Below are 16,274 nucleotides of genomic sequence, written 5' to 3'. Positions count from 1 at the left end.
GTGATTTCGTTAACCCATTATCAATCTTGCAACAGCTGCAAGATCAAGGATGTCTATCTTACCATCACCGTTCATATCCGCTTGTTTATACATAGCCCAATCCGCATCAGCAAAAGTCTTTCCATAACTCACTGCGATGAGAGCGAGATCACCAATGCTGAATTTACTATCTCCATTTAGGTCACCATTAGCCTCTACATTCACGGAAGCTGTAAATGCTTGCAACGCTGCCTGCAATTGAGCGATTGCTTGACTTAATTGTTCCTGAGTAGCCCCGCCTTGACTCGCTACTGCCTTAGCACGATCAATTGCCGCTTGCAATATCGCTTTTGAACCAGCAGGATACTGACCGATTCCTGCTCCTTCTACCGCTGCATCATGCGTTGCTTGCGCACTCGTAATTAGTGCTTGCAATGCCGCTTTATCCACGACAATAATTTGAATCGTGTGTGCGGAACCATTGCTCACAGCCGTTTCGATTCCATCTGCACCCGCAGCCGTTACGTCAGCTAAGAAGATGGAGCTCGTTGCACTTTGGTCAATCTCTTTGGCCTTGAAGTTCAGTTTCAATACAGGAGCCGTATGCTTTATTGCACTTCCAGGCCCAGCACTTGCCATCAGAATGCGAACCTCACCTTCTCCTTCTTTCTGTCCGACGATCGAAAATCCACTTTGCATAGCTTCGACGGATAGGAATTCGACTTGGGACCTGTCATAATGGATCGTTTGATCCAGCGCATACACGAATTCTGCAACATTGCTTAGGACGTAAGTCAACGTGAAGCTGTCTCCGGCGTCAACATTACCTGGGCCCGACAATACCACTTTCATTGATTCCGTGGTCGCATTGACGGTGACGCTAATACTTGTTGTTAAAGCTATCTCATCTGGATTGAGCACCCCTGCTGGCAAGGTAACTGTTCCATTGACCGTGAAGATCTGTTCCGTCGTCAACAACGGGTCGTAGCTTGATGCTTCTACATCCCATGTCACACTGGCATTGACGCTTTCTGCATCAGTTTCTAGTAGTACAGTTGAAGGCAACCCAAGGGCTGCTGCACTCTTGGCCGTTCCATTGGCTACACCTGTAATTGCTGTAGGTGTCGTAATACCCACCAGTGTCGTTTCAATAGGTGGTGATAACGAAACTTCGGTTGTGCCAAGCAAGTTTCCTTTTTGGTCATACAGCTGGACAGTCATAAGCTCTCCGCTTAAAGGTGTTGAAACATTGATCGTTTGAGTCCCTTCTGTGACCTGATAGCTCATACCATTCGCTAATACGTACATGCCAACGGCAGCACCAGGATTGTTTAGATTTGTACCCTCAACATCAACAACTAGGTCAATGTCTGTTCCGTTGTACACTGTGCCTGTGGTTGTTGATTTAAAGTTCGATACATGGTAAAAGTTTGCTGTAACCGTATTATCATAGAACGATGTTGCGAATTCCGTTGATGCGCTGTTCGCCTCCGCAAACACTCCACCATTGGATGAAGTCCAATTAAGGAAGTAGGACCCCGTATCCGGAGTTGCGTCAATTAACATTGCCGTACCCGAAAGATATGTGCCTGCATTTCCTTTGGTTACAGTGCCGTTACCAGATGTTAAGTAATTAAGCTTTGGTGTGCTGCTCGGAATATCCATTTTGAGAATATTGCTTAACTTACCTTTCGCATCCTTCTCTTGAATGTAGACTGTATATGGAACATACGGTGCAAGATTCGGGATATTTATGGTGTTATCGCCTTCTCTAACCTCCACTCCAGTTCCTGATGTATTAATTATAGGTTGATTGGCAGCACTGTACACCACTGAATAGTAATAAGTGCCAGCTCGATCAGCAGTGAATGTCACAGTTGCGGTACCCGTAGGCCCGTTCGTTCCATCGCTGACACTGTTTGTAGGAGTTACGCTCTTTGCTAAGAGCTTAAATGAATCCTGATTCTGTACAAGGCTAATGTCTGCAACATCAAACGTAGCATTGTATCCGCCAAACCCAAAACCACCAAAAGCATTGCTAGGGTTTGAGACTTGAGCAACCACAGTGTCATTAACGTAGTATGTGATAGAACCATTTCCGGTTTCAATTTTGTAGGTGTTCCAGTCATTCATATTATAACCGTCAGGCATTTTGATATTGCTGATCAAGTTGTTGTCGGTAGGATTTCCACCTCTTTGGTAAATACTCCATTGACCATTCGAGAGATTCGGATAATTATATCTCAGCTCATAACGAGATACATTACCTCTATCATTGCCGCTGACAAATACGGATGGGCCAAAACTTGCGTAAGTTCCGTTCGTGTTGCCAGACCATGACACAAATTTCGCTTGCATTGTTAACGTATAGTTTTTCAGTGATGAATCTCCGAGACCATAGAATACAACATTGTCCGGCTCCGTAATTCGCATGGCCTTGCCCACTGTTGCATCTTCCACGATTCGAAAAGAAGCCTTGGCATTTGACGTACCTTCTCTGCTGTCTCTCCAGCCGATGGGTCTGTCCGTGCTCCCGATAGCGTAATTACTGAAATCCTCAGAATAAATTTGGGTTGATTCTGCAGCCGGTGGAATGTTTTCAAGTGGTAGAACTGGCGGAGCCTCCTGGCCGCCATAAATATAGAAATCGCTGAAATGAGTCGAACTACCAACCGATTTCCCATCTGGCCAACTTGTTCCCCAGTCGCCCATACCAACGTATGTAAATGCAGTAGCGACATCATCTTCCTCGGTATAAGCTGCAACTTGCTGATCATCAATAGAAATTTCCACTTCGGTTCCGGAGGAATAGTCCATTGTAAGAGTACGCCAACCGAAATCACGACGCACATTTGTTACAATTGATTGATCTCCTTTTTGGATTGTATAGTAATCGTACGATACATTACCGTTGGCACCAACTCCGAGAATATTTTTGCCGTCATCGACCCGCAAGTACGTATGCGCCAAATTAGGGTCATTGGGAGAAGTTGTTGGTGGATCTCCAAAGAAATAATCCTTATGTCTGTCAAAGAACTTGACTGTCACAATCTTATTTATAGGATCTGCAAAAGGACGGCTAACAACAACCCCACTACGATTAAGTGGAGTAAAGATCGAAAGCGATCTGTTACCTAGCAGTGGGTCGTTCGGACTTGCCAACACGCCCATAGACATATCCACACTGCCTTTTTCTACTGTCCACTTTGTTGTGTCGAGAGTGGACTCGTTAAATGTATCGGAAAAGTATACATTCGAAGGAGTTGTTTGTGGGTAGGTCGGTTGATTGGCTCCGAGCAACTGCGTCGGGAATGAAGAAGTTAACCCAATTAAATTGTATTGCATTTTTGACGAATCAAACGACTGTACGCTAGATATGTCGTCAATATTGTTGGTTACGTTTTGGAAAATGTACATATCTCCATAGCCACCAGAATTGCCAGGACGAATAGCCAATGAGTGACTCTGCACGTTCACGGCTTGAACATTAGAAAACACAAAACCGGTTGCACCCATAGCAGTATCCAACCCGCCAACCGAATTTTTTTCATGCACGGACGCTGCGGTACCGATATTACCGATGAGCACTTGATCCATGTAGTTATAACGGTCAACTGATAGATCAATTTCTGAGAGGTTGGTGGTTAAATGGTTAACATCATTTGATCCGTGCTGTGTTGCAGCAGAATACCATTGTCCGCCACCTGCAGTTAACCATGACATAAACAGGGAACTATCTTCACCGGCATCTTGGTGAGTGTGGTGCAAGTAGATGTATGAGAAATGATTGCCGACGGTATAGTTATCTCTTACATTATCGAAATTCGGGTTTGCACCTTTCCCGCCGCGAGGATATCCGCCAAGAATAAGCATCCCACGTTTAGGCGAATTATAAATCTCCAAGTGGCTGAATGTGCTTTGACCAGTATTCATAACGGTAAGACCAACCCCATGTCCTACAAGCTGACCAACGTCATGGATAAGAACATTGTTAATCGTATTATGATTGGAATATTTGCCGACACCGGGATATCCACCATCCATGGAAATTCCACCAGCACCAGTGTATTCAACCGTGGTGTTTGTAATCGTGTCAAACTGATTGTCACCTTTCATAAAGATGCCGTATACACCAGCATTTTTAACCAGACTGTTTTTAATTGTTATGTTGTTAGTGCCTTGCATCGTAATACTGCCGACTTGGAATGCCGGACGCTCAGCGGATTCGACATATGCCGGCAAAGTTACGCCCTCTTCCAATGCTACAGGTGGGAATACCCCAAATCCACCCATATCACCATAGTTATAGGTATAGCTGTAATAATCGCTAAATTCTGTGTCCTTTACAGCAAGGCCATCTAAAACAATATGATGAACTTGAAGTGCTGGATTCGGTTTATCACCAGCTTTTGATTTTGGAGTACCTTGCATGTTGATAATTGTTTGCATAGTTGGAGTGACAACTGTTTTATTGGTCATCGTTCCATCAGCCGGATAGTAATAGAGCATGCCTTCTGTCTTGTCATAATAGTATTCTCCCGGTGTGTCAAGGAACGAAAGATTACCTTGAAGGAAATATCTTGAACCATTGCTTACTGGGTACTTTACGTAATATTGGTATTTGTGATAGAAATCCGAATTTGTTACTTGTGGCTGGTTCAGTGAAATTGTGGATGAACCTATGTCTATACTTGCGACAGGTTCCGTATCTGTAAACCAGTCCCATGAACCGGCAACGCCACCAGTACCGCCGTCCCAAGTAAATACTTGAGCAACTTCCTTACCATTATTCTGCGCAAGTTGTAATCCATTGATCTGATCGGCAGTTAAATCACCTTTATAGATTTGAATATTTTTCCCATTGGAGCTTCCTGCTGTGCGTTTATAGGTATCCTTGGCTTGAGGGAATCCCGCCTGAGGTATTAGGTTAGGCGTTCTTGCCATCGTTGCCCGCGTATCATCGACATACAATGTATTAAAAGCCTCAGAATTCAGTCCGCTGAATGTTGTAGGATAGTTCGCCTTGTCCAGTTGAACCTTCCACACTTTACCAACTAGATCAGTTGGCAATCCGTAGTTGTTAACGTCGCTTTGAGCAGCTAGTTCCCAGTCGCTTGGATCAACGGGTACACCGCCGATTAGTTTTGCTGCGCCGATTCCGTCGGAACTTTCCCAAATGACATTGTAACCGTTTGTACCAGAATCCTGTGGTGTGAAATGAAGAGTATCTGGCATATAATAGTCACCTTGTGCAATGCTAACGATTATATCGCCTGTCATGTTTTGATTGATTTGCTGCACTGCTTGTTGTGCTCTTTGTAAAGTAGCAAATGGACTGAACTGTGATCCGTCACCTAAGGTGTCGTTACCAGTCGATCCGACATAAATAGTTTCCATTACATTGCTTCGTACTTGAGAGTTTATTTCGTCAGCACTTACTTTTGTATTGGTGAATGAGAATGTTGAAATTACTAATGTAATGGCCAATGCAATTGCTGTAGTTTTTTTTGCAATTTTTTTCATAGGATTCACATATCTCCTTCTTTATCTTTTCATGTCCAACACGAATTACTGTACACACACCTTTCCCCTACATCGCCATCCCCCTACTCCTTTAGATACTTCAATAGTTGAATTACAATCAGATCGTAACAAGCACTACAAAATCCCAATACACGAAAAAGTACTTGTCCCATAAATTTTTCTCAATGAAGTTCTTCAAAAAGTACGAATTTCACCGATTTTTCGATATTTCCAAAAAATTCATTCATTATTAGACAGAACGCTATTACTGTCTGAAAACCCAAAAAAATAAAAGCAGATGGAGTGAATACAAATTGTTTTCCTCCACCTGCTTTTTGTATGTTGTAGATTTCTATACTCCGGCATCGTGTGACATTGTCATTCCAATTTTATATCGTTCTTTTGATGTAAGCACCCGCCTGAATTTGATAATTCGATTAAACGTAAAACAGGTATCACTCGCACAATTAGATTGTGCAAATGATACCTGCTTGATAATTGGACTTTTTCAGAAGCCACCTTCTGTGATTTCTAGCCTTCTATTTGAATGTTGCAACCCTTCTCGGTCGTTCCTGACTACATCAAAACCTCAAGAAAGATATCATCTTCCGGCAGGCGCTCGGAAAGCTGCAAAGTCATGGCAGGCAGATTGCGGCTATCTCCCGCGCGTCGAAGTCCGCCCCCCCCCCATACTGTTCCGTTTAACGGTCGCAGCATGAAATAGTCTTTAGAAAAAGCCCTAATATTTTCGATTACTTGCCAGCCTGCAGCAAATTCAAAATAATTGTAATCGCCTCAGCTCGAGTTGCTTGCGCTTTGGGCGCAAACATGTTGCCTGATCTGCCCTTCAAGATTTCTGCTTCCTTCATGACGTATACAGCGCTCTTCGCCCAGGCCGGTATTTCACTGTCGTCTGCAAAGCCGGTCGTTTCCACGTCCGGTAGCTTCGCCCCACCTGCTCTGGCAATCATGACCGCCAGCTCCGCGCGAGTAACACTCGCGGCCGGACGGAAGCTTCCGTCATTATAGCCTGTTACGATTCCTGCTTGCAGTGCTTGCGCAATCGCTTCTTGAGACCAGGCGCCAATCTTTTCGCCATCGACAAAGCTCAGCTCGGCCTTGTTGTCAGCTAACTTCAGCCCGTTCATGAGCATGACTACAAACTCTGCCCGTGTCACAGTTGCGTTTGGCTTAAACGTACCATCCGTATATCCTTTGACGATGCCTTGCTTCACGGCTGCCTCAATGTTGGCTTGCGCCCAGTGACCGTTAACGTCTGTGAACTTCGGAGCTTCCGTGCCATGACCATCCTCCGTTCCACCGTCCGAAGGATTACCGTTGTTATTGCCTCCGTTATTGCCTCCGCCATTGCTGCCACCGCTGGTGTTCATCACTTGTACTTCGAGATTAGCGTCTTGTCCTGCGCTAAACGTAAAGGTAAGGTTAACGGTACTTACCTCAAGAGCAGCCAAATACGATTTCAATATCGTTACCTTATCGTTGATCAGAGTATAATCCACATTAGCTGTCAGCTGCACCTCTCCATTTTTCACTCCAATAAGTGTATTTCCGTTTAAGGCCACATCGATCACTGCGTCCAGCTGCTGCGAAGGATTCTTGTCAAAAATGACCGATGCCGGGCTTATTGAGGAATTGGATGCGGCCGCTTCTTTAAAAGTAAATACATTGAAATCGTAAACGCCGGCCCCGTTCCCGTCGGAATCCGTTATATTCAACCGAATATATCTGGCTGGAATGGCAGTCTCCTTGCGATCCTCATTAATCTGCTGTGTGGTGGCTGTGCCGGTCTTGTCCGCATACGTTGTCCAGTTAGAGCCGTCTGTGGAGGATTCAATTTTGTATTTGTATCCCGAATTCAGCTCAAATCTGGTTTTCACGCCTGTTATGTCGTATTCATCGCCAAGATCGACCTTCAACCACTGAGGTACGGTTAACCCTTCCTGCTGCGCCCATCTGGTCGCTCTGTCCCCATCTACAGCATATAACGGGTTTTTGCTTTGTGACGATGCAACAACCGCTTTACTTAAAGCGATATCGATTTCTGCACCGTTTATGTCTGTCACGCTTACCTCTAAATGCTTATTGTCGCCTGAACTGAATTCAAAAGTCAGGTTGCTCTTCCCTTCACCTAGCGTTGCAAGATAAGAGCGATGGATAATGACTTCGTTTTCTGAAACGCTATAGTCGATATCAGGGCTCAGGTAGAGTAATCTATTTTTGACTCCAGTTAGCGTATTGCCTTGAAGATCCATTCCAACGGTTATATCTGATTGGTTATTCGGGTCTTTATTAAAAACAGCTGTTGTTTTATCAATAGTTGAATCAGGAGTTATCTTTGTGCCAAATACGCTAAACTCATATATACTCGGGCCTAAGCTATATAACGCCTTAATCCTCATGTATCTTGCGGATACAGCATTTTCGTTGTTATCCTGATACGTTTGCTGCGTCGTTTCACTTGCTGTTCGGTCTGTATAGGTGTGCCAGCTTTGCCCATCCATGGAATACTCGATTTTGTATTTATATCCACTAGACAATTCGAACATGGTCGTAACGGATTTCACGGCATATACGCCCTGCAAATCAACCATTAACCAGCCTTCGGTATTCCATATCCCTTCCTGCTGCGCCCATCTTGTGCTTGTATTCCCATCAACGGCATTAGCAGGCTCCAAGCTTTGCGACGAAGCCGTTACCGGCTTGTTAAGCGCGACATTGACGGACCCGTCATCTTCAATAACCTTCACCTTCAGGACAGGGTCTTCTCCGGCTGCAAAATCAAACGTCAGGTTATTTTCCCCAGTTGGCAGTGATTGGAGATAGGATTTATAGATCAATACCTGATCCCAAAATAATTTGTAGTCTTGATCAGGAACCAGCTGAGCCGCCCCGTTTTTGATTCCATCCAGCTTCCCGCCGTTTAATACCATTTTGACCTGCATGTCAACTTGTCTTGATGGATTTTTATCGAAGGTGACTTCATTCCGCTGAATCAATGAATTGGATTCGGGAGGCGTACCGCCATCTCCAGGATACACGCTGAATTCATAAATGCTTCCTCCCCAACCGTGAGACAGCGTAATTCGCATATAACGCGCCATTACGTCATTTTCATCCTGATTGGTTTGCTCGGTTGTGGCTATCGCTGTCTTGTCGGTAAACAGCTCCCAATTCTCTCCGTCCTCCGAGTATTCAATTTTGTATTTGTAGCCTGTGTTTAACTCAAACATCGTACTTGTCGAAGCGATGGAATATACGTCTCCGAGGTCTACCGTCAACCACTGGGCATCAGTTCTTCCTTCTTCCTGCGCCCATCTCGTGCTCGTATCGCCATCCACTGCTAGCGCCGGGTCATTGCTATGCGAGAATGCCGTTACCGGTTTTTTCAATGCGAGATTTACAGGCTCTTGAGGTGCCGGAAGCGGTGCTTTCCACGGGCCTGCCGCTGCAATAATGTCCTGCGCTTCCTGCGGCCAGTTGGTACCTGAAACACTTATATTTCCAATTGCAGTGTTTGAAGTTATTCCACCGAAATCAACATTGTAATAGTTATACCTGAAGATATTGTCATGAGCATTGTTTGTTGCAAAAGCATGTTCCGTATTATCGATCACGTTTCGCTCAACCATCCTGTAACTCGTCGCCCCATCCAAATAGACGCCCATGATATGGTTCCAGGCCGCATATTCACCTTGCCTCATGTTTTTTATATAGTTGTGGTAGATATTGGAGAATCCATCCATGCGACCCAGTGTGTAAATGCCGCCTCCGTCCTGGATAAGCCTTACTGAATCATGAATGTAATTGTTGTGTACCTGATTATTCGTCATGCCATGATCTGCATCAGACCAGTTCCACCCGATACTAATGCCGGAATACGGCAGGTTGCTGATCTCATTATTTGCGATGGTCATGTTTTGGGGAAGCATAGCTCCAATCCCAACCATATCGCCGTAATCTAGTCCAATATGATCGATTGTGTTATTTGTAATGGTATCAAATTGGCTTTGGCCGTCAGGCAGCGTATAAAGATCTTTTCCTTCGTTGTCATCCCACAGATCGCCAACAATGCCCATAGATACGCCGCCCCCGGCATTGTCGCTAAACTTGTTCCCGTCTATCGAGGTGTGATCGGTACCCTCATACCCCATAATGCCCCAGCTTCCCGCATATTGAAAAATATTGTTAGAAATCGTAATATGGCTTGTGTATTTCAACTCAAGCATCGCTCGGGATGCGGTATAACGGGCTGTATTTCTAATTTCGGTGTTATTGCCGCCAGTGACGGACTGAAATCTGAAGCCTGCCTGCACATCTACATAACCATAACTCGACGGAGCCAGCCAATTGCTGTGCATGAATGTAATGCCAGAAAATTCGATGTCATGGACTTTGCTGCCTAAGCTGCCTTCCACATTCACAACAGTCTCCAGCTTAGGGGCAATGATCCGAGTGGCATTGATCGTCTCGCTGATTCTTGGCTTGTAATATACCGTTTCCTCAGCAGTATCCAGATACCATTCTCCTTCTGCATCCAGTAAAGATAAAGCGTTTTCAAAAAAGTATGGCGAATTGCCTTGGCCATGATGATTGTACGAAAAGCCGCTTTCAGGGAATTTAAAGTCTACTTGACCTGTCGTTTCATTAATGGTGTCAATTCGGCCGCGCACTTGACTCCAACTTTGCAAAATAACCATTTCAGCAGATGTTCCGCTTAACTCGCTGGCCCACGAGCGTGCATCCTCATTAATGGCATAAGGATATTCGCCGTTCTTAGCCCTGTAATATGGACCTTTGACTACATCATTGGTCAAATTGGGCTGCCGTGCCCGGATTCCCCGATCCTCGCCAACATACAGCTGCCTGAAATTCCAATCTACACCTGTCTTTTTATAGATATTTTTTTCGTTATCGTATAATTCCCAGCCTGCACTAATGTCGACGCCGCCGCTAATGACAGGAGTCGCTCCCGCATCAGCCGTATAGATCACTTTGTAGCCGTTATTACCCGAATCCAAGCTGTCGAATGTCAAGGTCTCATCTAACAGATATTCGCCATCCTGCAAATAGACATAAATATCATCTGTCATTGTGCTGTTTATTTCGCGTACAGCCTCCCTAGCTTTATCAATGGTCCTAAATGGCGAATCAGAGGTCCCACTGTTGTTGTCATCTCCTAGCGGCGATACGTAAAAGCTCTGCTGCGAAGCAGCTTGAACCGGTTTAATCGCACCTGACAGGGATAAGCTTGTGAACACCATGTATATGGCGATTAGTAAAGCAAGCTTTCTTTTCATAAATAGACGCCTCCTACGTTTCTTTTCGTTTTTTATTCGTTTATGACCAGTGCGGCCTTACCCCGCCGCACTGTATCGTAAGTTTAACCAATGTCAGAGCTCCGCCCCCTTCCCAGAGAATATACCATCAGAGAATGATGCTCATCGCTATAGCGAAAAAGAAAATCAGCGATTCCGTTTGGTACGTGCTACCCCTTCAACGAGCCTTCCGTCAGCCCCGCAATAAACTGCCGCTGCATGAACAGATAGAGTAAAAAAATCGGCGCCGAGGCCAATACAACCAGTGCAAACACATCCTCCCAGTTCGTGCTGTACTGCCCAACGGCTTGAAAGATTCCCGTCGTTACGGTGTAGCTCTTGGTAGAGCCCAAAATAATGACTGGATTAATAAAATCATTCCAAATCCACAGGCATAAGAAAATAACGGCTGAGGCAGTCGCGGGACGCAGCAGCGGAAATAATATTTTCCAAAAAATCGTAAATTGGCTCGCCCCGTCAATCTTTGCGGACTCATCCAGCTCCCTCGACAGCGTGCGGATAAAGCCTACAAATATAAATACCGTAAACGGCACATAAAACCCGATATTGTAAAGAATCAACCCCTGCGGCGTGAACATCAATCCGAGCTTCGCCAGTACCTTAACAAGCGGAATCAAAATCACTTGCGGCGGAATCATTAAACCTGACAGCAGCAGCAAATAGCATACGGACAAAAAGCGGTTGCTCACGCGGGCAAAAACAAAGGACATCATCGAGCACAGCACGATAAGCAGAACGACCGATACCGATGTAATGAGAACAGACGTCCCATATGCTTTGAAAATATTAAAGGATGGCGTCACTGCCGATCTTATAAAATTGTCTAGCGTCAGGTTGAGCACAGGCAGAGAAAAAGGGTTGTTCAAAATGTCCGTTCTTGTCTTGAATGCATTGACGACAGCGATATAGAACGGAACAAGCAATAACAGAGACAAAGGCATGAGGAATAGATGCCTGATAGAATGAGAGAAATTTCTCCTCATAGCAACCTCTCCTCTCTTCTTCGCAAATAGATCGTCAAGGAAACCGATAAAAGGCTTACGATAATCAGCATATAGACTGCAAGACTAGCAGAATAGCTCAGCCGGTTCGCGCTAAAGCCAACCTTAACCACCTGATAGGCGATTGTTTCAGTCGCTCCGGCCGGTCCGCCGGAAGTAAGGATAGCAACGCGGTCGTATTCCCGCATAGATCCCGTAAACATAAAGATGATGCTCATCGTAAAAGCAGGTGCCAGCATCGGAAACGTAATATGTCTGAACTGCTGCCATCGATTGGCCCCGTCCATTTTGACCGCCTCATACAAGCTACCCGGGATCGATTGAAGCCCTGCCAAATAGATGACAATAATAAAGCCGGTAGACTGCCAGATCGCAAGGAAAGTAATGGTCAATACTGCCAAATCCGGGTTCCCAAAAAACTCGATGCGCTCCGCCCCAAGCTTCTCCAGCAAGTTATTAAGCAATCCGTTATAGCTCAGAATGCTCTTCCAAATAAAACCGATCGAGACTGTACTCAGCAGCAAAGGGAAGAAGAAGACGGATCTATAAAAATTTGTCATCCGCCCTTTTTGGTTCAGGAGAACCGCAAAGGCAATTCCAAGTATATTCACAGCCAGGGTTGCCACCACCGTAATAAACAAGGTGACCTGCAACGCCCGTGCAAAGGCCTTGTCATGAAAGGCTTCCACATAGTTGCTTAATCCTGCAAATTGATAGGAAGGGCTGAGGCCATCCCAATTGTAAAAAGAATAATAGACTAATAGGAAGATAGGGATCAGCAGGAAACAGAAGTAAATAATAATTCCTGGTGAAAACATTAACGCAAAAGACCATCGATCATTTTTAAGCAATTTGTATCACCGCCAAGTATCTTAATGATGCCATTGTGATAGGGGCGAGCCCTATTGTTCGCCCCTTCTGCCGCAGCTTTATTTATTGTTTTTATCCCAATATTCGTCTAGTGATTTCATACCCTTCTCCATGTCCAAATCACCGAGCATAATGCTTTGCGCTACTTTGTTGTATTGGTCCTGAATGCCTGCTACAGGCACTCTGCCGACTTTATTGTTCATATGGCCAACCATCGGAGGGTTGTTAAGCAGCAGCTCGTAAATTTCCGTTTGCAAAGGAGACATTTCCCATTTGAGCGGCTCCTTCAAATTCGAGAACAAAGCATCTGCCTGCAAATAGCCTTTATGGGCTTCCGGGTCCAGCATCATAAATTTTGCGAATTTAAGCGCCTCTTCCGGGTGATTGCTGTTTTTGGCAACCGCATAACCGCCCGCATTTTCTCCGCCCAGCAAATATTGCGTGCCATCCTTGGTAGGTGTTGCAAATACGCCTACCTCAAAATCCTTGTCCGCAACAGCTTCAGCCGCACTGAACCATGACCCCATCGGATACATAGCTCCCTTACCCTTCAAAAACTCCTGCTCAACTGCCGTGTAGTCGATGCTTAAAGCACCTTTGTTGAAGTACCCCTTCTCAACTAGATTGATATAATAATCGGCTGCTTCCTTCCAGTTCGCATCTGTAAATTTCACTTTATTGTCGAAGCGGTCTGCGTACCAGTTTTTATTGTCCTTATAGACGCTAGGCGATGTCATTACCGAAAACGTAAATCCAGCCGTCCAATCGCCCGCCGTAAGCAGCGGAGTAATATTTTTTGCCTTCAGCTTCTCCGCAGCCGCTTCCAGCTCAGCCCATGACTTCGGAGTGGAGGTAATGCCCGCTTCGGCGAATAGCTTTTTATTATAGAAAATAAGAGATTGCGGCTGTCTGATTGCCGAAATATTGTATAGCTTGCCATCAATCATCTCAGCCTCATAGTTGTTAATCTTCTTTATGTCATCGTCAATTGGAATTTCAAGCAATGCGTCAGCATCTACGAACATTTGGATCGTAGCGTTCTGGATGATATCAGGGAAGTCGCCAGATGCAAGCAATGTTTTTAGGTAGCTATCAGGTGATCCTTCGTTCGCCGGAGGTTGAATTCGTTTCACTTTGATGCCAGGGTTAGCGCTTTCAAACTTTTTAATTAATTGATCGTAATATTCGACCGTCAGGTTCGGAGTAATCCATGATTGAAATACAATTTCAACATCCTTGACCGCTTCTTTATCCGTGCCCTTCTCTGCGCTGTTATTAGCAGACTGGGTTGGTGTTGACTCCTTCTCGCCAGTACTATTACCGTTATTGCCGCCGCAAGCCGCCAATACCGTAACCAGCATCATGCTCATACAAACCGCAAACCACTTTCTCATTTCGACCACCTCTTCTTCTCTTTTAATAACCTCAAGTCTATTATAGGAAGATGTTGTTAATTGTTTCCACAGTATAAATTCTACTTTAACTAGACCAATTAAACTTCTTTTCGCGGGTTCAAAATACACGCGATTCCGTGCTTGAGCGCACGCTGCCCCCTAAAACGATGTAAAACTACTGCTAGAGTAAAAACCATAGTTTTACTGGAGAAACTGTATCTTTACGACTCATACATTCGCAAGATTAAACGGGAATTAGCACCAGTCTCACGCATTGCCGTGCATCAGCTACTTACGATTAAAAAGTTGACAGCGCTTTAAATTTGTTCATAAAATGACGTTAGATGAATCAGCACTCGCACTAAACCTGAATCTGTCAACACCAAAGGAGTCGGCTCCATGTGGATTAAGACCTTATACCGTGAATGGATCGGCAGATTTATATTTCGGAAGCTGAATATTGGTATTGGTGCAGCCTTGCTTATCGTATTTTTGCTGCTAGGCCTCGGCATCTACAATAACTTCTACTCGATTCTGGAGAAAAAAGAGCATGAACTGCTGACCTTTCGAACAGAGAAACTAAAAATTCAATTGATCGATATCATGGAGCGGTTCAAATATGATTCCATGAGCATCTATCAGAAAAGCAATATGCAGACCAGTGTGTACGAGTTGTTCCTCCCAGACAATATTCCTAGTAATATGGAGGATAGGAAAGCGGTATCCGAACAAAATTATCTTAAAAATGTTATGACGCATATGCTTTCTCGTAACCCATATACTTCAGCAGTTATGATGTACCGTCTGCAGGATGAGCGATTATTTGTTGAATCGCAGCAGCAAAAGTATCGTGTCAATCCCTCATATCCGTATAAGCAGTTTTTCGATTCATTCCCAAAGTCTTATCAGCATCCCTATTTCGGAAGCACCGATCAGTTGCTGGCACCCGCTGACCGTATGCTTTATATAGTCAATCCAATCTATAATCCAACGAGTATACATCCCGAGCAGGTATACGGTTACCATCTCGTTTCCTTAAATACACATACCATTACGAATGAGTTCGATTCCCAAAGTTCGGACTACAGACTCATTATTAAGCAGAAGGACGCCGTTCTGCTGGACAGTAGGCCGGATGGACAATCCGATTGGAACGTATCCGATGATTTAATCTCGCAGCTCTCGATTGATAAATACCAAATTGAGATTATAGGCATTAGCTACAAATCTAATTTGCAAAGTAAGCTATCAGACATCGCGGTCCGCGTATTAATCATACTTGGACTTAGCTGGCTCGTCTGCATCATTATCATTCATATTATTCAACGGTTTATCGTTGGGCGATTTAACCAGATGAGCAAACACTTCAAAAAGGTGCAGCGTAATCCGTTCACTCATTTGATGCCCGTAAACGGCGAAGATGAAATCAGCGATCTGATGCTTCGTTTCAATCGGATGACACAAGAGCTGCAAAATCATATCAATCAGGTGTACATATCCGAAATCCGTAAGCGCAATGCAGAGTTTATTGCTTTAAAAACCCAGATACATCCTCATTTTTTATACAATACATTGGAATCCCTACGCATGCAGGCCGTCATTAGCGAGCAGCCCTCTCTGGCGGAGAAACTCTACCACCTTGGACGGCTGTATCGCTGGATGCTCCAACCAACTGACGACCTCATCTCGGTGCAGGAGGAGCTCGCACATACGAACTACTACTTGGAACTGCTTATGCTTGGCAAGTCCAACCGCATCGAGCTTCGGGTGATCTCTGAGCTAAATCTGGAAAACTGCTTCATGCTAAAATTCACATTGCAACCTATCATTGAGAACGCGATACAGCATGGCAAGCTGGAGCAATATGATGAACCTGTTATTACGATAGCAATCAAGAGAGAGTCCAATCTGCTCATGATCGAAATTCATAACAACGGCAAGAATATTTCCGAAGAGGAGCACAGCCGATTGCAGCAGCTTCTGCAAACCGAAAATACATTCCCCGAACAGCATCTGGGACTTAAAAATATTCACGAGCGCATCAAGCATTATTACGGCAATGAGTACGGCTTGTCTCTGCACGAGAAGCAATCTGAGACTGGGCCATTTCGGCTGAATATGATTTTCCCCTATAAACGTTAGCCAGTTTT

Annotated in this window: 6 protein-coding genes; 1 reads left to right on the top strand and 5 read right to left on the bottom strand. The window is 44.7% G+C overall.

Annotated features, from left to right (window positions below):
• Nucleotides 1–9: 9 nt before the first annotated feature.
• From AC787_RS23740 to AC787_RS23720, 5 genes are all read right to left on the bottom strand, one after another.
• Nucleotides 10–5,502 carry an InlB B-repeat-containing protein gene (locus tag AC787_RS23740; protein ID WP_054027448.1) on the bottom strand — a complete coding sequence of 1,831 codons (5,493 nt, stop codon included), beginning with the start codon at nt 5,500–5,502 and terminating at the stop codon, nt 10–12.
• Nucleotides 5,503–6,254: 752 nt separating this feature from the next.
• Nucleotides 6,255–10,820, bottom strand: a complete 4,566-nt coding sequence (locus AC787_RS23735) for a X2-like carbohydrate binding domain-containing protein (RefSeq protein ID WP_054027447.1) — start codon at nt 10,818–10,820, stop codon at nt 6,255–6,257.
• Nucleotides 10,821–11,008: 188 nt separating this feature from the next.
• Nucleotides 11,009–11,842 carry a carbohydrate ABC transporter permease gene (locus AC787_RS23730; RefSeq protein ID WP_054027446.1) on the bottom strand — a complete coding sequence of 278 codons (834 nt, stop codon included), beginning with the start codon at nt 11,840–11,842 and terminating at the stop codon, nt 11,009–11,011.
• Complete coding sequence (locus tag AC787_RS23725; protein WP_054027445.1) at nt 11,839–12,711, bottom strand: carbohydrate ABC transporter permease; 873 nt, start codon at nt 12,709–12,711, stop codon at nt 11,839–11,841. Before AC787_RS23725 ends, AC787_RS23730 begins: the two co-directional genes overlap by 4 nt.
• Before the next feature lie 78 nt (nt 12,712–12,789).
• Nucleotides 12,790–14,124 carry an ABC transporter substrate-binding protein gene (locus AC787_RS23720; protein ID WP_054027444.1) on the bottom strand — a complete coding sequence of 445 codons (1,335 nt, stop codon included), beginning with the start codon at nt 14,122–14,124 and terminating at the stop codon, nt 12,790–12,792.
• A 399-nt stretch (nt 14,125–14,523) separates the two neighbouring features.
• Here AC787_RS23720 and AC787_RS23715 point away from each other — a divergent pair, with 399 nt between their 5' ends.
• Entirely contained in the window at nt 14,524–16,266 is a 1,743-nt protein-coding gene (locus tag AC787_RS23715) for a sensor histidine kinase (RefSeq protein ID WP_054027443.1), read from the top strand.
• Nucleotides 16,267–16,274 lie beyond the last annotated feature (8 nt).

This window comes from Bacillus sp. FJAT-28004, assembly GCF_001280845.1.
Taxonomy (GTDB): domain Bacteria; phylum Bacillota; class Bacilli; order Paenibacillales; family Paenibacillaceae; genus Pristimantibacillus.
This window is presented reverse-complemented; position numbering and strand designations above follow the sequence as displayed.